The organism is Amycolatopsis sp. NPDC114504 (genome assembly GCF_055633595.1).
This window is the reverse complement of sequence record NZ_JBVKDU010000004.1, coordinates 958081-978256: the sequence shown is the minus strand read 5'-3', so window position 1 is coordinate 978256 and position 20176 is coordinate 958081. Positions and strand designations below refer to the sequence as shown.

The following is a 20176-nucleotide window of genomic DNA, read 5'->3' as shown; positions in this document are numbered from 1 at the left end:
TGGCCCGGCCGTCGACCGCCGACTCAGCGCTGTGAACTACCCCTTGGACGTGAGGAATCCCCGAAGTGGATCTACCCCGTAGCTTCACCATCCGCGAAAGCGGCCACCGCATCCACAACCCGCTCACCAGCGGGAAACTGGCTGTCCTGGGCGAGGCGCTGAATCCGGCGCCGGGCACTCGGATGCTCGACCTGGCTTGTGGCTCGGGCGAGCTGCTGTGCACCTGGGCGCGCGATCACCGCATCACCGGAACCGGCGTCGACATCAGCACCGTGTTCCTGGCCTCGGCCCGGGCGCGGACGATCGAGCTGGAGGTCGCCGAGCAGGTCGCTTTCACCCATGGTGACGCGTCGAACCACGTCGCCGACGACCCGGTCGACATCGGGTCGTGTGTCGGCGCGTCCTGGATCGGTGGTGGCGTCGCCGGCACCGTGGACCTGCTCCGGCGCAGCGTGCGCCCGGGCGGCGTGATGCTGATCGGCGAACCGTACTGGCGCAGGGAACCCCTGGACCAGGCGACCGTCGAAGGCTGCCACGCCACGAGTGAAGACGACTTCCGCGCGCTGCCGGAACTGCTGGAACAGTTCGGAGAGCTGGGGTGTGACGTCGTGGAGATGGTCCTGGCCGACCAGGACAGCGTGAGTACCTCGGTTGGGGCGTCTTCGCTCTGATGGATCGCTGACACCAGAGTGAGTCCCGGTGACCCGTCACCGGGACTCACTCGCCTCGGCATCGAGCGAGGACGGTGTTGACATGGTCAGCACACTTCTTCGCGCATTTTCGCGGCGGTCCCGGACGCGAAATGGCCGAACGTCCCCGACCGCGAGGACCGGGGAAGGTCGCGCCGCGCCGTTGGTGGCGGCATCCTGGCCGAATCCGTCCGCGATTGAGGAGGCCGCCCATGGATTTGCCGACGTCGATGACGGCTTGGCGCGTTACCCGTCCGGGCCCGATGGCTTCGGGGCCGCTCGAACGGGCCGGGGTACGAGTGCCGCGGCCGGCCGCGGGTGAGCTGCTGGTGCGGGTACTCGTGTGCGGCGTGTGCCGGACGGACCTGCACGTCGCGGAAGGCGACCTTCCCGTACACCGGCCCGGGGTGACGCCGGGGCACGAGGTCGTCGGCGAGGTCGTCGCGCTCGGCGACGACGTCACGGGGTTCGGCACCGGCGATCGGGTGGGTATCGCGTGGCTGCGCGAAACCTGCGGCCGATGCCGGTTTTGCCTGCGCGGGCGCGAGAACCTCTGCCCGGAGTCGCGCTACACGGGCTGGGACGCCGACGGTGGCTACGCCGAGTTCGCGGTCGTGCCGGCGGCCTACGCGCTGCCGCTGCCGGCCGGCTACACCGACGACGAACTGGCGCCGCTGCTGTGCGCCGGGCTGATCGGCTACCACGCCCTCGCCCGGGCCGAAGTGCCGGAACACGGCCGGCTCGGGATCTACGGCTTCGGCGGGAGCGCCCACCTGACCGCCCAGGTCGCCCTCGCCCGTGGCGCCACCGTGCACGTCATGACCCGGAGCGCCGACGCGCGCAAGCTGGCCTTGGAACTGGGTGCGGCGTCAGCCGGCGACGCCGCGGACCCGGCGCCGGAGCCGTTGGACTCCGCGATTCTGTTCGCCCCGGCCGGCGAGCTGGTGCTGCCGGCGCTGGAAGCGCTCGACCCTGGCGGAACGCTGGCCATCGCGGGCATCCACCTGTCCGACGTGCCGGGGTTGAACTACCGGCAGCACCTGTTCCAGGAGCGTCAGGTGCGCAGTGTCACGGCGAACACCCGGGCCGACGCGCGGGAGTTCCTGGACTTCGCCGGTACCCACCACTTGAGCGTCAGCACGGTGCCCTACGCCCTGGACCAAGCGGACCAGGCGCTGACCGACCTCGCCGAAGACCGGGTCAACGGCGCGGCGGTGCTGCGGGCCGGCTGACCCGGCCACCGGCCGGCTGGTCACGGCCGCCCGGCCGGGGCGCGGACGTGCCGGACCGTGGTCACCACCCGCAACGTCACGATCAGTCCGACGCGCGGGTCCGGGCCCGCGCACCGAACACGTACGCAGCCGGGCCCGGCACGAGCGCTGTCACGGCCATCGCACGAGGGCCGTGGACCCACAGCGCCGCTCCGCCGGTCACGTAGCCGACGTACAGGCGACCGTGGCCAAGACCGGCACGGACGCCGCGGCGTCTCGCCATTCCTGTCGCATCGCGGAAACCTCCTCGCGGCTCACGATGCCCGCACCGTCGTGCGGCCAGGAGCGGCCGAAGGTCACTCGGCACGGGGACGAACGACCGCAGCGACCGCCACGGCCGGCGACCTACCGTCGGGCCCACGAACTCGAACCGCGGAGGGAAATGTCATGGTCGCAACCGGAAACCCGCCGATCGTGGTGGCCGTCGACGGCTCGGAGAGCGCCGCCGCGGCCGCGCTGTGGGCGGCCGGGGAAGCGGCCCGCCGGCACGCTTCGCTGCTCGTCTTCACCGCGTACGGCTACGAAGACGTCGCGTTCGGCGGCAAGGTCTATCCGCCGTCGGACTGGCTCGCGGTCAAGGAAGCGGAGGCCGACCAGCTGCTGCGAAAGACGCGTGCGGCCCTCGAAGCCGCCGTCCCCGGTCTGGAGATCGCCACCGAGGCCAGTGACCGCGGCCCGGTCCCCGCGCTGCTGGAAGTCTCGGGACATGGCCGGCTGCTCGTCACCGGCGAGCCCGTCGGCCCGATCGCGGGCCTGTTCAGCGGTTCGCCCGACGTCGACCTCGCCGCCAAGGCGCACTGCCCGGTCGTCGTCGTGCGCGGGAACGAGAGCGTCGACGGCCCGGTGGTCGTCGGCGCCGACGGCAGCCCGCTCAGCGAAGCGGCGATCGCGTGGGCCTTCGAGGAGGCCTCGATCCGCAGCGCGCCGCTCGTGGCCCTCCACACGTGGCACGACGGCGACACGGCCGGCCTGTTCAGTGACGGCAATGTCGCGTTCCAGGGCGAATCCCTGCGGGACTCCGGTCAGCGGCTGCTCGCGCAACGGCTCGCCGGGTGGCAGGAGAAGTACCCGGACGTGTCCGTCGAGCGCCGGGTCGAGCACGACAAGCCGCGCTCCCGCCTGCTTTCGGCGAGCCACGGCGCGCAGCTGGTCGTCGTCGGCAGCCGTGGCCGCGGTGGCTTCACCGGTCTCGTCCTCGGCTCGACGAGCCAGGCCCTGCTCCACCACGCCGCCTGCCCGGTGATGGTCGTCCGCACCGAAAACGTCTGAAACGCAAGGAGTCCTGCCATGACCACGGTATCCGCGGTGATGACCGCCGACCCGATCACCGTCCCCCCGCAGACGCCGTTCAAGGACATCGCCGAGCTGCTCACCGGCAACGGGATCAGTGCGGTCGGTGTCGTCGACAAGACGGGCGCGCTCGTCGGCGTCGTCTCCGAAGCCGACCTGCTGCCGCATCTGTGGGAAGACCCGAAGCCCCGGTGGCGGGACCGCAGGCTGGCCCGCAAGGCGACGGCGTGCACCGCCAAGGACCTGATGACCAGCCCGGTCGTCACGATCGGGTCCGACGACCCGCTCGCGGCCGCCGCGGCGAAGTTCGCGCGCACCGGCGTGCGCCGGTTGTTCGTGCTGCGCAACGGGAAGGTGGCGGGCGTCCTGGCCCGCCGCGACCTGGTCCGGGTCTTCACCCGCGGTGACGCGGACCTCGAGCGGGAGGTCAGCGTCCGGGTGCTGCGCGAGCAGCTGAACCTCGGCCCGGACCGCGTGCGCGTCGAGGTGCGCGCCGGGATCGTGACGGTCGTGGGCCGGGTCGAGCGGCGCAGTGACATCGACCCGGTGACGCGGCTGATCCAGGAGCTGTCCGGAGTCGTGGAGGTACGCAACCGCCTGGACTACGTCTGGAACGACGTGGCTTGATCAGGGGGCTCACCCGGCGGTCGAGACGACGTCGGCCGGGTGGCGCGGATGATCGCCGAGTGCAGCCGGTCGCCGACTTCGTGAGTGGGCCGGACGTCGATGGCGGTGAACCCGGCGTCGCGGAGGAGAGTGCGGTAGCGAGCGGCGGTCAGCGCCCCGCCGAGGCATTCGACCGCGCCGGTGCGGGCCGCGCGTTCGGCGTCGGTCAGCATGTCGTCGGCCAGGATGTCGGTGATGCCGAGCCGGCCGCCGGGGCGCAGGACGCGGGCGATCTCGGCGAACACAGCCGGTTTGTCGGGGGACAGCGCGATCACGCAGTTGGAGATGACGACGTCGACCGAGGCGTCCGGCAGCGGGATCTGTTCGATGGTGCCCTTGACGAACTCGGTGTTCGTGACGCCGGCCTGCTCGGCGTGGCGGCGGGCGAGGGTGAGCATGTCGTCGGTCATGTCCAGGCCGATGGCGCGGCCGCCGGGGCCGACGCGGCGCGCGGAGAGCAGGACGTCGAGTCCGCCGCCGGAGCCGAGGTCGAGCACGGTCTCCCCGGGATGCACGTCGGCGACGGCCAAGGGGTTGCCGCAGCCGAGACTGGCCGCGGCCCACGCCGGTGGGATCTCCTCGCCGGGGTAATGGACGGCGCCGAGCTTGTCTTCGTCGCCGGCGAGCAGCCCGGTCACTTCACCGTTGAGTGCGTTCCGGGCTGCGTTGGCGTAGCGCTCGCGGACGGCGTCGCGGTCGGGGTTCATCCGGCGGTCTCCTCGCGGGTGACAGCCGCGAACGGCACGGCTTCGCGGCCCATGACGACGTCGGCGGCGGTGGGGAAGCAGGACACACAGCGCTGGTTGACCTGGTAGAGCCGGGCCGTGCCGCGTGGTTCGGCGAGCACGAACCGGGCTTCGGTGAGGACTTTCAGGTGGGCGGACACGGTGGACTGGCCGACGTCGACCCGCTCGACGATCTGCCCGACCGTCATCGGTGCGCCGGTGGAGGCCAGCAGGTTGAGGATCTGGACCCGGGTCGGGTCGGCCAGCGCCCGGAACCAGCCGGCGTAGGTCTCGGCGGTAGCGCGATCCAGCACGGCAGCCCCTTTCATCGTCGATCGACGATAAACGATGAAAGCTTCTCGCGGAAGACTCAGGTGACGGCGGGGACCAGCTCGGCGAGCAGGGCGCGGACCCGGCGGTCGATCTCGTCACGGATCGGTCGGACCTGCTCGACGAGCAGGCCGGCGGGGTCGTCGAGCTGCCAGTCGAGGTAGCGCTTGCCGGGGAAGATCGGGCAGGCGTCGCCGCAGCCCATGGTGATCACCACGTCGGCGGCCTCGACCGCGTCGGTGGTCAGGCGCTTGGGGAACTCGCGGGAGACGTCGATCCCGAGTTCGGCCATGACCGCGACCACGGCCGGGTTGACCTCGTTCGCCGGGGTCGACCCGGCGGAGCGGACGGTGACGCGGCCGGCGGCGTGGTGGTCCAGCAGCGCGGCGGCCATCTGGGAGCGGCCGGCGTTGTGGACGCAGACGAACAGGACTTCAGGGGTTTTCACGGGGTGACCTCCACCGGGGCCGGGGTGAAGCGGCGGCGCAGCGCCAGGGACACGTACACGAGTGCGACCAGCACGGGGACTTCGATCAGTGGCCCGACGACCCCGGCGAGTGCCTGCCCGCTGGTCGCGCCGAACGTGGCGATGGCCACGGCGATAGCGAGTTCGAAGTTGTTGCCCGCAGCGGTGAACGCGAGCGTCGTGGTGCGCTCATAGGACAGGCCGACAGCGCGGCCGAACGCATACGACCCGGCCCACATCAGTCCGAAGTAGACCAGCAGCGGCACCGCGATGCGGACGACGTCCAGTGGTCGGGCGGTGATCTGCTCGCCTTGCAGGGCGAAGAGGACCACGATGGTGAACAGCAGCCCGTAGAGCGCGGCCGGGCCGACCTTGGGCAGGAACCGCGTCTCATACCAGGTTCGGCCTTTGGCGCGTTCGCCGAGACGGCGGGTCAGGTAGCCGGCGACCAGGGGGATGCCGAGGAAGATCAGCACGCTTTTCGCGATCTGCCAGCCGGAGACGGCGAGGTCGGCTTGGGGGAGGCCGAGCCAGCCGGGCAGGACGGACAGGTAGAACCAGCCGAGCAGGCCGAACGCGAGCACCTGGAACACCGAGTTCAGCGCGACGAGCACGGCGGCGGCTTCGCGGTCACCGCAGGCGAGGTCGTTCCAGATGATGACCATGGCGATGCAGCGGGCGAGCCCGACGATGATCAGCCCGGTCCGGTACTCGGGCAGGCCCGGCAGCAGCAGCCAGGCCAGGGCGAACATCAGCGCCGGGCCGACGACCCAGTTCAGCACCAGCGAGGGCCACAGCAGTCGCCGATCGGCGGTGACGGTGCCGAGCCGGTCGTAGCGGACTTTCGCCAGGACCGGGTACATCATGACCAGCAGCCCGAGGGCGATCGGCAGCGAGATCCCGTCGACCTGCACCGCGGACAGCGCGGCGTTCAGCCAGGGAACCCACCGGCCGGCCAGCAGCCCGGCGACCATCGCGGCGCCGATCCAGACGGGCAGGAACCGGTCCAGGATGGACAGCCTGCCGACGACGGTGTCACTCACGCCGGGACGATCGCGTCACCGGGGACCAGCACGGCCGAGAGCCGGGCCAGCACCTCGGGGTGGACGCGGTAGTAGACCCAGGTCCCGCGCCGTTCCCCGGTGATCAGCCCGGACTCGCGCAGCACCTTGAGGTGGTGGGAGATGGTCGGGCCGGTCAGATCGAAGGCGTCGGTCAGGTCGCACACGCACGCCTCACCTCCGGCGTGGGAGGCGATCAGCGACAGCAGTCGCAGGCGCACGGGGTCGGCCATCGCCTTGAACAGCTTCGACAGCTCGACGGCCTGGTCCTCGTTCAGCGGTTCGCGGGCGAGCGGGGAGCAGCAGGCGTCCATCGCGACGATCGGCAGCTGTTTAGGCATGCGCCTATCTTGACATACTTCTAAGTAGAGGACAATCTAAGTCTCGTCAGTGATTTGATGAACGCCTATCCAAGGAGGATGGGATGTCACGGGTACAGCTCGCGCTGCGGGTCGGGGACCTCGCAGGCTCGATCGACTTCTACTCGAAGCTGTTCGGCGCGGAACCGGCCAAGCTCCGGCCCGGGTACGCGAACTTCGCCATCGCCGAACCCGCGCTCAAGCTCGTGCTGCTGGAGGGTGAGCCCGGCCAGGCGACCGTCATGGATCACCTCGGGATCGAGGTCGAGTCGACCGACCAGGTCGATGAAGCCAGCAAGCGTCTCACCGGCGAGGGCCTGGAGACGCTGACCGAGGACAACACCACCTGCTGCTACGCCGTGCAGGACAAGGTGTGGGTGCACGGTCCCGGCCAGGAACCGTGGGAGGTCTACACCGTCAAGGCCGACTCGCAGACCTTCGGCACTGACAGTCCGCGATCGCCACCCCGGCCACGTGTTGCACACCCGACGCCGAGACCGGCCAAGCCGCCCGGCCCGAAGGCTGCTGCTCCTGAACTCCGAACCCCGGACGACCTTGCTCTAGCCGAAGGTCAGCTGACGGCGGTGGAAGTCGAAGTGCCGCGTCGGAAACCGGTAGACGTCGGCCAGGGTCATGTAGTCCTGGAAGAAGGGGTCCCACCGCGTCGGGTAGTGCATGCCCCGTGCGAGTTCGTCGTCCGTTTCGCGGTCGAGGCGGCGGTGCAGCGCCGCGATCGTCCGGTCGAACAGCGTCAGCATCCAATGCCGTCGCATCAGGGTGCCGCCGAGCCAGGAGCCGGCGAAGTTCACCGCGTCGAACGGCACAGTCCCCGCATTCATCAGACGTGCGAACTGCCGGCTCGTCCCGCGGGGCAACCGATCGAACAGCCGGACCAACCGTAGGAGGGCGCGGATGATCAGATAGCCGAGCAGCATGTGGAACAGCACCTGACGGTTGTTCCACCGCGTACCCGTGCTCGCCCGCCGCAGATCGCTTTCGCTCACGCCGGCCAGCAGCTCGTGGAAGGTCCTGCGCGCCCGCTCCAGCTCCTCGTGCACAGCCGCCCGGTCCACCCGCACCTCACCGGCCACGCAGTTGTTCGGGGATCGGCAGCCCCGTGCCGTACGGGTGGGGGAACGGCCGGAGAACCTCTCCGATCGGTCGCCGCGGCGTCGCCGGCAGGGGAGCCGTGTTCTCGGGCAGGCGACCGACGCGCACGATCAGCTGCGGTTCGAGCCGGCCGCCCAGCACGCAGTCCCGGACCAGGCCGCGCGTGCTCGTGAGCTCCAACGGCTCGGCTCGGTGTACACGCACGACGCGAGGTTCAGCCGGGTCGCGGTGAGCAGCACCGCGCTGGCGGCCTCTCCGGCGCGAAGGTGGTCGAGAGCGGTGTCTCCCGCGGTGGCGAGCACCGTCAGGACCGCGCCGTCGGCACCGGCCGTGTCCGGCAGCCGCGCGCCGGCGAACTCGCGCACCCGCAGTTCGTGCGGCGAAACCGAGGCGAGGACGGCGTTCCGCGCGGGCACGCCGTCCGGGGCGTAGTCGCGCCCGCTCCACGCCGCCAGTTCGATCTCGTAGTCCGGGTCGGCCCGGTGCAGACCGGAGGCCTCCGTGGCCGCGCCCGTGAGCGCGGACCGGGGCGCTGCCTCCGTGACGATCCGCAGGACCGCGCCCTGGTCGGACGCACTCTTCTGCAGGAACACCTCGTCACGCACCGGCAGCGGCCGGCCGGCGAAGCGCCGGCGGTCCGAGCGGCGCCGGGGAATGGCCGCGGCCAGGGCGATGTCGCCGTCGCGGGTGTCGTGGGGCACCAGGTCGATGCGGGCCAGCAGGTTGGGCTGCGCGGGGTCGGGCAGCCGGTGGGCCTGTGCGGCCCAGCCCAGCGCCGCGGCGGCGACCGTGAAGTGGTGCAGCGCGCAGCCGCAGCTGACGAACAGGTCGCGTCCGTCGGGGTCGGCGCGCCGCAACCGGCGGCGCCGGTCGGCCCGCAGCTCGACCGTGCGGCCGCTGAAGTGCCACTGCCACGGCTGGGAGTTGTGCACCGAAGGGGCGCGCACCGCGAGCGCGACGGCCGCCCTCACGGTGTACGCGTCGGGCATCGTGTGGTCCATCGCTCCTCCTCGGATCGCCTGTCCCCATGCTTGCTCCGGGCCGGTCTCGGACCCAGAGTCGAAGGGCTTCGTCGAAGGGACCCGGTTGAGGCCCTTAGGCCCTTTCCGGCCGAGGCCCGGCGGCCGACCCTGGGCCGACACCCGGGAGGATCCATGCACTCGAACGATCCCTTCGCCCACGCGGAGAACACCGCACACCGGTGGCTGGTCGTGGTGGGCGACCGGCTCGGCACCGAAGACCGCCAAGCCGCTTACCGGATGCTCCGGGCGTGGCTGCACACCGTGCGCGACCGGCTGACGGTCGAGGTGGCGGTCCACTTCGCGGCGCAGCTGCCGGAACTCCTCCGCGGCGTCTACTACGAGGGCTGGACACCGAGTCACGTACCGACCCGCTACGACACCTCCGGGTTCGTCGCGCGGTTCGCCGGCTCGGCGGGCATCACCCGGGCCGAAACGTCCGCTGCCGCGGCGGCGGTGACCGAGGCCCTCGACGAGCTCTGCTCGCCGGGTCAGCTCGACCACGTCTTGAAGCTGCTGCCGGACCGCCTCGCCGAGCTGCTCATCGGTGTCGGCCGTGCGACCTGAAGCACGGCGGGAGGCCGCCCTGCTCGGTGGCGTCCTGCTGCTCGTCGCGACCGGTGGTGTCGCGTGGTGGCTGGCCGCCCCGGTCGCCGCGAACGTCGTCTGGGCCGGCGCGGACCTGGTGACCCTGGTCCCGGCCGTGGTGTGGGTCGCGGCGGATCTGCGCGCCCGCCGCTGGGGCGCCGACCTGCTCGCCGTGCTGGCGCTGGTCGCCACCCTCGCGGTGGGGGAGTACCTCGCGGGCGCGATCGTCGCGGCGATGGTCGCCACCGGACGCGTCCTCGAAGCCGGGGCGCAGCGGCGGGCGAGCCGGAACCTGACGGCGCTGCTCGATCGGGCCCCGCGCGTGGCCCACCTGCGGACTCCGGCCGGCCAGGAAACCGTACCGGTCGACGCCGTGCGGCCCGGGCAGCTCGTGGTCGTATTACCGGGTGAGGTCGTGCCGGTGGACGGCGTGCTGCCCGACGGCGGGACCTTCGACGAGTCCGCGCTGACCGGCGAGCCCCTGCCGGTGCCGCGGCCCGCGGACGACACCGTCCACAGTGGAGTGGTCAACGCCGGGGCCGCCGTCGACGTCCTGGCGAGCGCGGCCGCGGCCGACAGCGCCTACGCCGGCGTCGTGCGGCTCGCCGAGCAGGCCGCGGCGCGCACCGCGCGGGTGGCCCGGATCGCCGACCGCGTCGCGGTCTGGTTCCTGCCCGCGTCCCTGCTGATCGCCGCGCTCGCCTGGGTGCTGACCGGAGAGGCCGGCCGGGCGGTCGCGGTCCTGGTGACCGCGACGCCCTGCCCGCTGCTGCTGGCCGTGCCGATCGCGGTGACCGGCGGCATGTCCCGGGCGTCGAAGGCCGGCGTCGTCGTCAAGGACGGCGCCGCGCTCGAGGCGCTCGGCCGGGCTTCGGTGCTGTTGATGGACAAGACCGGCACCGTGACGCGGGGTCGGCCCGAGATCACCGATGTCGTCTGCGCGCCGGAGCACGACCTGGCCGAGGTGCTCGCCCACGCGGCCGGTATCGAGCAGTACTCGCCGCACGTGCTGGCGGCGGCGGTCGTGCGGGCCGCGGCTTCGGCGGGAGTCGGGCCGGCGCCCGCCGAGGACGTCACCGAGGAGGTCGGTGCGGGCGTCGGCGGCAGGATCGGCGAGCGGCGCGTGCGGGTCGGCCGCTCCCGCCGGAGCGACCTGCCGGCGTGGGCGCGGGGCGCGGCCCGCCGTGGCCGGCTCGATCTCGCGTCCGTGCTGTGGGTGGAGTTCGACGGCGAACCGGTCGCCGCGCTGCTGGCCAAGGACCCGATCCGGCCGGACGCGGCCCGCACGATGCGCCGGCTGCGCGCCGCCGGGATCGGCGAAGTCCGGCTCCTCACCGGCGACCGCGTCGACAACGCCCGCGAGGTCGCCGCGATGCTCGGCCTGGACGACGTCCACGCCGAGGTGACGCCGGCGGAGAAGGTCGCCGAGGTCGACGCCGCGTGCGCCCGCGGTGTGACCGTGATGACCGGTGACGGCGTCAACGACGCGCCCGCGCTGGCCGCGGCCGACGTCGGGGTCGCCCTCGGCTCGCGCGGAGCGACGGCGGCCGCGCAGGCCGCCGACGCGGTCATCCTCGACGACCGCCTCGACCGGCTCGCGGACGCCGCCGAGATCGCCCGCAGGTCGCACCGGCTGGCGGTGCAGAGCGCGGTGGCGGGGACGTTGCTGTCCCTGGTGGCGATGCTCGCCGCGGCCGGCGGCTTCCTGGTGCCGGTGGCGGGTGCCCTCGTCCAGGAAGCCATCGACGTCGTGGTGATCTTGAACGCGCTGCGCGCCCTCGGCGACCGGAAAGCGCGGGGACCGGCACCGGCGGCGATGGTGCGGAGGTTCGAGTCGGAACACGAGCGGTTGCTCCCCGCGCGCGCAGCCGTCCGGCAGGCCGCCGACGCACTGGCCGGAGGTCCGTCTCCGGCGGCCGACGCGGCGGCGCGGACAGCCGCGCGGCTGCTGACCGACCAGCTGCTGCCGCACGAGGAGGCCGAGGAGACCGAGCTGTACCCGGCGCTGGCCGAGGCGCTGGGCGGACCGGAGGGCACGGTGACGATGAGCCGCGAGCACGCGGAGATCGGCCGGCTCGCCCGGCGCCTGCAGCGGCACCTGACGGAGGCGCCGGACGGGATCCAGCCCGATCAGGTCGACGACCTGAGGGCGACGCTCTACGGCCTGGACGCCGTGCTGACCCTGCATTTCGCGCAGGAGGAGGAAGCGTACTTCACGCTGCCGTCTCGGTGAACGGAGTCGGCTGCGGTAGATCAGCGGCGGAACCACACCGGAGTGTCAGCCGTCGATCGTGACGGCGGTGAGTCAGCTACGACGAACGCCCTTTCCGGCGCATCGGGCTGTCCTCCAGCAGCGCACGCCGGGAGACCTCGGCGAACTCTGTTTCGGCCGCTCGGCATGCGTGGACTACCTCTGTCGGAATCTGCCCGAAACCGTCCCGTGCTCGGGACCGCAGGAGTTTGAGCAACTTCCAGTGCGCGTCCCGAGCTACTTCGACCACTTCCTGTGACGTCATGACGATCGACAGTTGCGAGATCGCCTCGTCGTACGCCTGGATGTACGGCTCACTGCCTTCGATCGACCAGCTTCCTTTCGTCGTCTCGCTTCCCGGTACTTCATGCACCGGTACGTCGTTGTACATGGCGTATCGACGGTAGCGACGGACCGCCTGAAGGAGCGCGATGCAGGCGTCCTGCTTGCGGTGGAAGACCGCGATTTCGAACTCGACGTTCTTCTGCCGGGCCTGGGAACGGAAGGTGATGTAGCCGCCGATGATCACGCCGATCACCGCGCTCAGCGGGCTCACAACGGCGGACAGGGTGTTCACTGGCGCGGTCCGGGTCGGACTGCGAAGTCTGCTGGCATAGGCCCATTGTGTCGCACTGGCCCCGGAGAGAAATGACCAAAGACCCCTGCTCAGCCGACGTCCGGCCGCAGCACCGGTATGCGGGGGATTCCTACTGTCGAGGCATGGCCGGACGGAAGAAGGCGCGGATCCCGCGCGCGAGCTACGAGCGTGAGCTGCTGCGCCTGCAGGCCGAGCTGGTGAAGCTCCAGGAATGGGTGCGGGCCGAAGGGGCTCGCCTCGTCGTGGTGTTCGAGGGCCGGGACGCCGCCGGCAAGGGCAGCACGATCAAGCGCGTCACCGAGCACCTCAACCCGCGCGTGGTGCGGATCGCGGCGCTGCCGAGCCCCACCGAACGCGAACGCACGCAGTGGTACTTCCAGCGGTACGTCGAGCAGCTGCCCGCCGCGGGCGAGATCGTGCTGTTCGACCGCAGCTGGTACAACCGCGCCGGCGTCGAGCGGGTGATGGGGTTCTGCACCCCCGAAGAACACCGGCGGTTCCTGCAGCAGTGCCCGATCTTCGAACGGCTGCTCGTCGACGACGGCATCCTGCTCCGCAAGTACTGGTTCTCGGTCAGCCTCGACGAACAGGAGCGCCGGTTCTCCGCGCGCATCGACGACCCCATGCGCCGCTGGAAGCTCTCGACCATCGACCTGCAGTCGGTGACGCACTGGGAGGACTACTCGCGGGCGAAGGACGAGATGTTCGTCCACACCGACACCGCCGAATCTCCTTGGCACGTGGTGGAAAGCGAGGAGAAGCGGCGCGGGCGGCTGAACATGATCGCGCACCTGCTCGCGAGCGTGCCCTACTTCGAGGTGCCGCGTCAGGCGGTCTCCTTGCCACCGAGGCCCGAGCCGAGCGGCTACTTCCGCACCGACCGGCGGCTGCAGACCTACGTACCCGACCACGCGGCGAGCCTGCTGCCGCACTGACCGGAGGAGAGAACAATGGACGAGAAGGAAAAGGCGGTCATCGAAGCCGAGGCGCGTCGCGACGTCGCCGAGCGCGGCCGGCACGGCCCGAACGTGGGTCGCTACCTGCACGCGGTCGAGCACCACGCGGTGAAGGAGAACGAAGAGGACGTCGTTCCGGCTACCGAGGACGAGCCCCGGCGGCCGGCGGCGGGACGTCAGGACTGACCGGTGCGCGTGTAGGCCGCGAGGGCCCGTTCGCGGGCGTTCGCGGCCATCGTGCGGACGAGCGCGGTGTGAACGGAACCGAGGGCGGGCCGGAAGATCCGCCAGTGGCGGCGGAACTTCAGCCAGCTCTCGGGGTCGCTCAGCCGGATCCGCGTGTGGACCGTCAGCACCGTGCGGTGCGGACCGTACGGGAACGCCGACACGGCCAGCACGAGCTTCCCGTACCCGGGCTCGTCGAACGCGGCGAACTCGTCGGTCGGCACCCGGCGCCAGGTGATCACCGGCTTCCAGAACTTGCCCGCGACGCCGAGCGCGAACTCGCTGCCCGGCCGGTCGCCGAGGAGGGTCCAGTCCGAGCCGGCGTCGAGGTTGTCCGGGGTCAGCCGGGTCGGGCGCCGGGGTGGGCCGTGGCGGCGGTTGTGCCGGCGTTCGGGCAGCAGGCGCAGCCAGGCCGCGGCCGAAAGGACGCCGCCGCGGACGTCGGTGAAGTCGAGTTCGCGCGCCGCCGAGCAGGTCTCCTTCACCGGCGCGTCCACGATCTCGGTGCGCACCAGCTCGAAGTGCGGGTGCGGCAGGAAGTGGTCGATGAACAGATCGGGTGCGGTCATCGCTCCAGCGTCGGCGAAGCCGGCCGCGGGGGCAGGCGGATTTGGTCCCCGGCGAAAGGGACTTCGTGCTCTGACCGGCGAGTACCCGCCCGGCCCATGCTGAATTTCCGGACCGCAGGAGGACCCGATGACCGCTACCCGGAACCGCCCGGTGCTCGCCGGGGTCGACGCCTCGGCGCCGTCGCTCGAAGCTGTTCGCTGGGCGGCGAAAGAAGCGCAGCGCCGCGACACGACGCTGCGGCTCGTGCACGCCTGCATCTTCGACGACACGCCTCCGCGAGAGCACGACGAACTGCTGCTCGAACACGTCTACCGCTGGCTCCACCGCGCCGCCGAGATCGCGCGCGAGGTGGCGCCCGGCGTGCGGGTCGAGACCGCGGTCCGGCTCGGCCTGGCCGTCGACCTGCTGCTCGAGGAAGCCGCCGACGCGGCGCTCGCGGTACTCGGCTCCCACGGCCTCGGTGGTCTGCGTGGCGCGCTGATCGGCTCGGTGGCCCTGCGGGTGGCGGCGGAGGCGCCGTGCCCCGTCGTGGTGGTCCCCGGTCACCAGCGGGCCCGGACGGGCCCGGTCGTCGTCGGGATCGACCGGACGGAGTCCGCGGAACACGCGCTGCGGTTCGCGTTCGAGGCGGCCGACGCGGCACGGGCCGCGGTGCTGGTCGTGCACGCCTGGCACACCGGAGACGGCGTCGCCGAACAGCGGGAACTGGAGACGCGGGCCGCGGCCTGGCAGGACAAGTACCCGAACCTCGAGGTCTTCACCCAGGTCGTGCGGGACCGCGTACCCGCGCGCGCCCTGCAGCACGTGGCGCCCGGCGCTCGCTTGATCGTCGTCGGCACGCGTGGCCGCGGCCCGGTCGCCGGCGGAGTACTGGGCTCGACCGGGAACGCCCTGCTCACGCACGCGCCCTGCCCGGTCGCCATCGTGCACTGATCTCAGAGAGGAGCCGTCGTGAAGGCACGCGACATCATGACCAGGCCCGTCGTGCGGGTCGGCCCGGGAACACCGGTCCGGGAAGCGATCGTGCTGCTCACCGAGCACTGCGTCGCGGCCCTGCCGGTGGTGGGGGCGGAGGACGCCGTGCTCGGGATGTTCACCGAAGCCGACGCGCTGCGCAGCGGCGTCGCGGGGGAAGGGCCGGCGGCCGAGCTCCTGGTGGGCTCCAAGATGACCACCCCGGCCCAGACGGTGGAGCTCGACACCGACGTCATCGAGATCGCCCGGCGCATGCTCGGCGACCGCTTGCGCAGCATCCCGGTGGTCGACGACGACGGCGTGCTCGTCGGCATCGTCAGCCGCCGCGACATGCTCAGCCCGCTGGTGCGCCAGGACGACACGATCGCTTCGCACCTCAACGCGCTGCTGACCGACTACTCCGGCCACCGCGACCGGTGGACGATCTCCGTCACCGGCGGAATGGTGACGATCCGCGGCGTCTTCGTCGACGAGGCCGAGCGCCGCGTCGTGACCGCGCTGGCGAGGACGGTTTACGGCGTCGTCGGTGTCGAGCTGTGGGAAGAGGCTTCGGTGACGACATGAAGATCCTCGTAGCGGTGGCCACCCGGCACGGCGCCACCAGGGAAATCGCCGAAAGCGTGGCCATCGCGCTGACCGACGCCGGCCAGTGGTCACTGGTCGAGGTCCGCGACGCGGGCCTGGTGCACTCGGTCGAGGGTTTCGACGCGGTCGTCGTCGACGACCTGGTGCGGCGGCTCGACGCCCACGGGCACCGGCTGTTCGGCGGCAGGATCGACCGCCACACCCTGAACGTCCCCGAACGCGCCGCGGTGGCGGCGCTGCGGGTCGCCGACGCCGACAACCGGGACTGGCCTTCGATCCGCGCCTGGGGTCGCGAGATCGGGACGAGCCTGGCCCACGCGGAAAGGAGCGTGTCATGACCGACTACCCGGTCCGGGTCGAGGCGACCTTGGACGAGCCGCTGTCGCGCGGACTCTGGCTGGTGAAGTGGCTGCTGGCCGTCCCGCACTACCTCATCCTGGCGTTCCTGTGGTTCGCCTACCCGTTCGTCACGATCGCGGCCTTCTTCGCGATCCTCGTGACCGGCCGGTACCCGCGGCCGTTGTTCGAGTTCACCTCCGGCGTGCTGCGCTGGAGCTGGCGGGTGCAGTACTACTCCTACGCCGCGCTGGGCACCGACCGGTACCCGCCGTTCACCTTCGCCGATGTCCCGGACTACCCGGCGCGGCTCGAGATCGCTTACCCCGAAAGGCTTTCCCGCGGCCTGGTGCTGGTGAAGTGGTGGCTGCTGGCCGTCCCGCACCTCCTCATCATCGGCCTGTTCGTCGGCGGCGGCAGCTGGCTGGCGTTCCGCGCGAGCGGGGACGGCTTCGACTGGGCCGCCGGTGGTCTCGTGGGCGTACTGGTCGTCGTGGCCGGTGTCGTCCTGCTGTTCACCGGCCGCTACCCCCGGCCGATCTTCGACTTCGTGCTCGGCATGGATCGCTGGGTGCTGCGCGTCGCGGCCTACGTGTCCCTGATGACCGACGAATACCCGCCGTTCCGGCTCGACATGGGCGGCGCCGAGGCGGGGCACGAGCCGCCGCACCCGCAGCCGGCCCACCCGCACGCGGGCGGCTGGACGGGCGGCCGCATCGCCGCCGCGGTGACCGGCGCGGTGCTCGTGCTCGGGTCGATGGGCCTGCTGACCGGCGGCGGGGCCGTGCTGTGGGCGGACCGCACCCAGCGTGACGCCGACGGCTACCTGACAGCGTCGACCACGTTCGTCTCGACCGGCTACGCGGTCGCTACCGACCCGGTCCGGCTGGAAGGGGTGGCCGCACCGAAGATCACGAGCTTCGTGGGCGACGTCCGGATCCGCGTGACCGGCACCGCCGGTCGCCCGGTCTTCATCGGCATCGGCCCCACGGCCGACGTCGAAAGGTACCTGGCGGCGACCGAGTACACGACCGCCGGGGACCGGCCCCACTCAGGCGGCGCCCCGGCTGTCCTGCCCGGTGACGCCGGGGTGTGGGTCGCGAGCGCGTCGGGCGCGGGCACGCAGACCGTCGGCTGGCCGGTGCTCGACGGGCAGTGGACCGCCGTCGTGATGAACGCCGACGGCTCGCGCGGGGTTTCCGTGCGCGCCGACGCGGGCGCGACCGCGCCCGCGCTGGGCTGGATCGCACTGGGCCTGCTCGCCTCCGGGTTCGTGGCGCTGGCGGGCGGCGTCGTCCTGATCGGCGTCGCCGCGCACCGCGCTTCGCGGCGCCCGGCGGCACCCACCCCACCTGAGCCGTCCACAGTGGACATTTGAGGAAGGAACGATCATGCACGCACAGCTGGGCGACTGGCTCGTCGTCAAGGGGCCGCGGGTCGACGCGCCCGAACAGCGCGGCCGGATCATCGAGGTCCGCTCGGCCGACGGGTCTCCGCCGTACGTCGTCCGCTGGACGGCCGACGACCACGTGTCGACGGTCTTCCCCGGCCCCGACGCCATCGTGGTTACGGCCCGTGAAGAACACGAGCGGGTGGAGCGGATCCTCCACGAGGAGGACGGTCATGTCCGCGTTCGTTGACGGTGCGGTCGTCGCCGGGATCGACGGTTCGTCGTCCGCGGTCCAGGCCGCGGTCTGGGCCGGTGGGGAAGCCACCCGCCGCGGCCGTCCGCTGCGGCTGGTGCAGGTCTACACCCTGCCCCAGGTGAGCGCGCCGGTCGTGTTCGGCACCCACGAGCAGGTCCGCGCCGGACTCGCGGAACAGGCCGAGGAGTGGCTCGCCGAAGCGAAGGCCGCGGTGCTCGAAGCGCAGCCCGGCGCCGAGATCGTCACCGCGGCGCGGGAGTGGAGCCCGGTCACCGCGCTGATCCAGGAGTCCCGGCACGCCGAGCTGGTCGTGCTGGGCTCGCGCGGACTGGGCGGGTTCACCGGATTGCTCGTCGGCTCGACCGCCGTTTCGATCGTGGCGCACGCCCACTGCCCGATCGTCGTCGTCCGCGGCCGCACTCCGCACGACCCGCCCCCGGCCGCCGGCCCGGTCGTGGTCGGTGCCGACGGCTCGCCCGACAGCGAAGCCGCGTTGGCGTTCGCCTGCGAAGAAGCCCGCCTGCGTGGCGCCGGGCTCGTCGCGGTGCACATGTGGAGCGACGTCCTCGCCGACGGAATGCTCCGCCCGCACCCACTGGAGGAGGACCCGGCGGCGATCCAGCAGGCGGAGCGGGACAAGCTCGCCCAGCAGGTGGCAGGCTGGCAGGAGAAGTACCCGGACCTCGCGATCGGGTTCGACGTCACGCGCGGGCGGCCGGTCCGCGCCCTGCTGGAACGCGGCGAGCACGCTCAGCTGATCGTGGTCGGCTGCCGCGGCCGCGGCGGCTTCACCGGCATGCTGCTCGGCTCGACCAGCCAGGCGCTGATCGCGCACGCGCCGTGCCCGGTGGCGGTGGTGCGACCCCAGCGGACCGGGAGCGGGACGTGACGACGCTGCGGACCCGCGCCACGATGCGGGTGCTGGCCACGTTCGAGACGCTGCTCGCCGCGAGCGCGGTGTACGGCGGTATCTCCCTGATCGCCGGAGCGCCGGGGTTCGCGCTGCCGGTCGACTGGCTTTCCCCGCTGGGTCTGACCAGCTGGGTGCTGCCCGGGATCGCGCTCGTCCTCGTGGTCGGCGGATCGCTGGCGTCGGCGTCGGTGTTCGCCTGGCGGATCGACTTCCGGGCGCCGGTCGCGGCGCTGGCCGCGTGCGCGGTGCTCGCGGGCTGGCTGGCGATCCAGTTCGGCGTGATCGGCGTGCGAGCCCCGGTCCAGTGGGTGACCCTGGTGCTCCTGCTCGTGCTGCTCGGGTTGGCACTGCTGGCTCGCCGACGGCTGGCGTCGTCATGAGCGCGACCGTCACCGTCCTGCACGAAACGGAGTTCTTCGACACCGAGTCGCTACGCCTGCTCCGGAACGGCTTGACACTGGGCATCGATGCCGGACGGTGGTGCCTCGACACCCCGGATGGGCCGATCGGCATGTCCGGCTCGGCCGCGGGTGTGCCGCCGACGCTGGCCCGGCTCGTGCGCGCCTACACCCGTGACGACGAGCTCGTGCCGGTTGCCCGGCTGCGGGGCGGCGCCGCCGAGCTGCGGGCCCTGCTCGGCGACCGGCTCGCGGTGCCGCCGCGGCCACCCGACGACTCGGCGCGGGGATTCGTCCTGGCGTACGTGCGGGAGCAGATCGCCGCGCTGGCGGCCGCGGATCTGGCGGTGCGGCAGGGGAAGTCCGATTCCGTGCACCGGATGCGCGTGGCCGCCCGGCGGCTGCGGGGCGTCTTCTCCACCTACGCGCCCGTGCTCGGCGGGCGCAAGCTGCTGAAGGAGCTGGGCGGTGCCCTGCGCTGGCTGGGCGGCGAGCTCGCCCCGGCGCGCGACACCGAAGTCCAGTGGGCGCGGTCCCGGACCTGGGCGCGGGAGCGGACGGACGCCTACTTCGCGGAACTCTCCGAGCAGGCGAACACCCGGGTGCGGCGCGCCCTGGACAGCCACCGGTACGTGCAGCTGCTCAACGCGCTCGACGTCCTCGAAGTGGTGCTGAGCGAACAGCCGCGGCGCGAGTGGCGGAAGGCCGCTCGGCGACCGGCCGCGAAGGTGCTGCCGGGCCTCGCCCGTGCGGTCGCCGGAGACGTCGACGGCCGGGTCGCCGCCCTGCGCGCCGCACCGGATCGGGATCGCGCGGTGCACGACGTGCGCAAGGCCGCCAAACGGCTGAGGTACGCGCTCGAGGCCGGTGCGGACGTGCTGCCGGTCGACGCGAAACCGTTGCGGGCTTTCCAGGACCTGCTCGGCGAGTTCCAGGACGCGGTCGTCGCGCGAGAGCACCTGCGGCTGCTGCGAGCCCGGTACGGCGGGTTCGCCACCGCGTTGGACGCCGAAGCGGCCGCGGCCGAGCGGTGCGCGTCGGCGTTGCCCGGAGCGTGGCGCGACCTCCGGCGGGACCTTCGTCCTTTGTGGACGTAGTGGCGCGAAGGGACGTAAGTCCTCACGACCGGTGACCGACGCCAGCGGTCAC

25 protein-coding genes and 1 pseudogene are annotated in these 20176 nt (G+C 72.1%); 17 read left to right on the top strand and 9 right to left on the bottom strand.

Annotated features, from left to right (window positions below):
• Positions 1–65 precede the first annotated feature (65 nt).
• The 4 genes from ACZ7PG_RS34155 (at position 66) to ACZ7PG_RS34140 (ending at position 3877) form a co-directional block, all read left to right on the top strand.
• Positions 66–671 carry an SAM-dependent methyltransferase gene (locus ACZ7PG_RS34155; protein ID WP_470243267.1) on the top strand — a complete coding sequence of 202 codons (606 nt, stop codon included), beginning with the start codon at positions 66–68 and terminating at the stop codon, positions 669–671.
• Between the two features lie 248 nt (positions 672–919).
• The gene (locus tag ACZ7PG_RS34150) at positions 920–1921 is read left to right on the top strand and encodes a zinc-binding alcohol dehydrogenase family protein (protein WP_470243663.1); all 1002 of its coding nucleotides are present in this window, start codon (positions 920–922) and stop codon (positions 1919–1921) included.
• A gap of 426 nt (positions 1922–2347) precedes the next feature.
• Complete coding sequence (locus ACZ7PG_RS34145; RefSeq protein ID WP_470243266.1) at positions 2348–3229, top strand: universal stress protein; 882 nt, start codon at positions 2348–2350, stop codon at positions 3227–3229.
• Between the two features lie 18 nt (positions 3230–3247).
• Positions 3248–3877, top strand: coding sequence for a CBS domain-containing protein (locus ACZ7PG_RS34140; RefSeq protein WP_470243265.1), 630 nt, complete (start codon positions 3248–3250; stop codon positions 3875–3877).
• Here the strand turns inward: ACZ7PG_RS34140 and ACZ7PG_RS34135 are convergent.
• The 5 genes from ACZ7PG_RS34135 to ACZ7PG_RS34115 are packed head-to-tail and all read right to left on the bottom strand — an operon-like array spanning position 3853 to position 6839.
• The gene (locus ACZ7PG_RS34135) at positions 3853–4623 is read right to left on the bottom strand and encodes a methyltransferase domain-containing protein (protein WP_470243264.1); all 771 of its coding nucleotides are present in this window, start codon (positions 4621–4623) and stop codon (positions 3853–3855) included. The two genes, ACZ7PG_RS34140 and ACZ7PG_RS34135, sit on opposite strands and share 25 nt — an antisense overlap.
• Positions 4620–4955, bottom strand: a complete 336-nt coding sequence (locus ACZ7PG_RS34130) for an ArsR/SmtB family transcription factor (protein WP_470243263.1) — start codon at positions 4953–4955, stop codon at positions 4620–4622. The genes ACZ7PG_RS34135 and ACZ7PG_RS34130 overlap by 4 nt, the downstream gene beginning before the upstream one ends.
• Before the next feature lie 56 nt (positions 4956–5011).
• Positions 5012–5419 (bottom strand): arsenate reductase ArsC, encoded by a 408-nt coding sequence (locus ACZ7PG_RS34125; RefSeq protein ID WP_470243262.1) that lies wholly within the window; start codon positions 5417–5419, stop codon positions 5012–5014.
• Positions 5416–6480 (bottom strand): ACR3 family arsenite efflux transporter, encoded by a 1065-nt coding sequence (gene arsB / locus ACZ7PG_RS34120; protein ID WP_470243261.1) that lies wholly within the window; start codon positions 6478–6480, stop codon positions 5416–5418. The genes ACZ7PG_RS34125 and arsB overlap by 4 nt, the downstream gene beginning before the upstream one ends.
• Positions 6477–6839 (bottom strand): metalloregulator ArsR/SmtB family transcription factor, encoded by a 363-nt coding sequence (locus ACZ7PG_RS34115; RefSeq protein ID WP_470243260.1) that lies wholly within the window; start codon positions 6837–6839, stop codon positions 6477–6479. The genes arsB and ACZ7PG_RS34115 overlap by 4 nt, the downstream gene beginning before the upstream one ends.
• Before the next feature lie 83 nt (positions 6840–6922).
• Between ACZ7PG_RS34115 and ACZ7PG_RS34110 the strand changes: the two are divergent.
• Positions 6923–7392: pseudogene (locus tag ACZ7PG_RS34110) on the top strand (ArsI/CadI family heavy metal resistance metalloenzyme).
• A gap of 25 nt (positions 7393–7417) precedes the next feature.
• Here the strand turns inward: ACZ7PG_RS34110 and ACZ7PG_RS34105 are convergent.
• Positions 7418–7948 (bottom strand): DinB family protein, encoded by a 531-nt coding sequence (locus ACZ7PG_RS34105; protein ID WP_470243259.1) that lies wholly within the window; start codon positions 7946–7948, stop codon positions 7418–7420.
• Positions 7949–8077: 129 nt separating this feature from the next.
• Positions 8078–8968 (bottom strand): Acg family FMN-binding oxidoreductase, encoded by an 891-nt coding sequence (locus tag ACZ7PG_RS34100; protein ID WP_470243258.1) that lies wholly within the window; start codon positions 8966–8968, stop codon positions 8078–8080.
• 153 nt (positions 8969–9121) lie between these two features.
• Between ACZ7PG_RS34100 and ACZ7PG_RS34095 the strand changes: the two genes are divergently transcribed.
• Together ACZ7PG_RS34095 and ACZ7PG_RS34090 are read left to right on the top strand one after the other, a co-directional pair.
• Entirely contained in the window at positions 9122–9553 is a 432-nt protein-coding gene (locus tag ACZ7PG_RS34095; protein ID WP_470243257.1) for a DUF2267 domain-containing protein, read from the top strand.
• Positions 9543–11807: a heavy metal translocating P-type ATPase gene (locus ACZ7PG_RS34090; protein WP_470243256.1), complete on the top strand. Its 2265-nt coding sequence runs from the start codon at positions 9543–9545 to the stop codon at positions 11805–11807. The genes ACZ7PG_RS34095 and ACZ7PG_RS34090 overlap by 11 nt, the downstream gene beginning before the upstream one ends.
• 76 nt (positions 11808–11883) lie before the next feature.
• On the opposite strand, the gene ACZ7PG_RS34085 is transcribed toward ACZ7PG_RS34090, so the two are convergent.
• Complete coding sequence (locus ACZ7PG_RS34085) at positions 11884–12402, bottom strand: hypothetical protein (RefSeq protein ID WP_470243255.1); 519 nt, start codon at positions 12400–12402, stop codon at positions 11884–11886.
• A gap of 143 nt (positions 12403–12545) precedes the next feature.
• On the opposite strand from ACZ7PG_RS34085, the gene ppk2 reads away from it, so the two are divergent.
• Entirely contained in the window at positions 12546–13358 is an 813-nt protein-coding gene (gene ppk2 / locus ACZ7PG_RS34080) for a polyphosphate kinase 2 (RefSeq protein ID WP_470243254.1), read from the top strand.
• A 15-nt stretch (positions 13359–13373) separates the two neighbouring features.
• The gene (locus tag ACZ7PG_RS34075; RefSeq protein WP_470243253.1) at positions 13374–13565 is read left to right on the top strand and encodes a hypothetical protein; all 192 of its coding nucleotides are present in this window, start codon (positions 13374–13376) and stop codon (positions 13563–13565) included.
• Here the strand turns inward: ACZ7PG_RS34075 and ACZ7PG_RS34070 are convergent.
• Positions 13556–14173 carry a hypothetical protein gene (locus tag ACZ7PG_RS34070; protein WP_470243252.1) on the bottom strand — a complete coding sequence of 206 codons (618 nt, stop codon included), beginning with the start codon at positions 14171–14173 and terminating at the stop codon, positions 13556–13558. The genes ACZ7PG_RS34075 and ACZ7PG_RS34070 overlap by 10 nt on opposite strands.
• 127 nt (positions 14174–14300) lie before the next feature.
• Here ACZ7PG_RS34070 and ACZ7PG_RS34065 point away from each other — a divergent pair, with 127 nt between their 5' ends.
• Genes ACZ7PG_RS34065 through ACZ7PG_RS34030 form a run of 8 tightly spaced genes read left to right on the top strand, consistent with a single transcriptional unit; the run spans position 14301 to position 20124 of the window.
• Positions 14301–15107 carry a universal stress protein gene (locus ACZ7PG_RS34065; RefSeq protein ID WP_470243251.1) on the top strand — a complete coding sequence of 269 codons (807 nt, stop codon included), beginning with the start codon at positions 14301–14303 and terminating at the stop codon, positions 15105–15107.
• A gap of 18 nt (positions 15108–15125) precedes the next feature.
• A complete protein-coding gene (locus tag ACZ7PG_RS34060) occupies positions 15126–15713 on the top strand; it encodes a CBS domain-containing protein (RefSeq protein WP_470243250.1) in 588 nt (195 codons plus the stop codon).
• Positions 15710–16072 (top strand): hypothetical protein, encoded by a 363-nt coding sequence (locus ACZ7PG_RS34055; protein ID WP_470243249.1) that lies wholly within the window; start codon positions 15710–15712, stop codon positions 16070–16072. The genes ACZ7PG_RS34060 and ACZ7PG_RS34055 overlap by 4 nt, the downstream gene beginning before the upstream one ends.
• Complete coding sequence (locus ACZ7PG_RS34050) at positions 16069–17448, top strand: DUF4389 domain-containing protein (protein WP_470243248.1); 1380 nt, start codon at positions 16069–16071, stop codon at positions 17446–17448. The genes ACZ7PG_RS34055 and ACZ7PG_RS34050 overlap by 4 nt, the downstream gene beginning before the upstream one ends.
• A 13-nt stretch (positions 17449–17461) precedes the next feature.
• Positions 17462–17710, top strand: coding sequence for a DUF1918 domain-containing protein (locus tag ACZ7PG_RS34045; RefSeq protein WP_470243247.1), 249 nt, complete (start codon positions 17462–17464; stop codon positions 17708–17710).
• Positions 17694–18605 carry a universal stress protein gene (locus ACZ7PG_RS34040; RefSeq protein ID WP_470243246.1) on the top strand — a complete coding sequence of 304 codons (912 nt, stop codon included), beginning with the start codon at positions 17694–17696 and terminating at the stop codon, positions 18603–18605. Before ACZ7PG_RS34045 ends, ACZ7PG_RS34040 begins: the two co-directional genes overlap by 17 nt.
• Positions 18602–19009, top strand: coding sequence for a hypothetical protein (locus ACZ7PG_RS34035; RefSeq protein WP_470243245.1), 408 nt, complete (start codon positions 18602–18604; stop codon positions 19007–19009). Before ACZ7PG_RS34040 ends, ACZ7PG_RS34035 begins: the two co-directional genes overlap by 4 nt.
• The gene (locus tag ACZ7PG_RS34030; RefSeq protein WP_470243244.1) at positions 19006–20124 is read left to right on the top strand and encodes a CHAD domain-containing protein; all 1119 of its coding nucleotides are present in this window, start codon (positions 19006–19008) and stop codon (positions 20122–20124) included. Before ACZ7PG_RS34035 ends, ACZ7PG_RS34030 begins: the two co-directional genes overlap by 4 nt.
• The last annotated feature ends 52 nt before the right edge of the window (positions 20125–20176 follow it).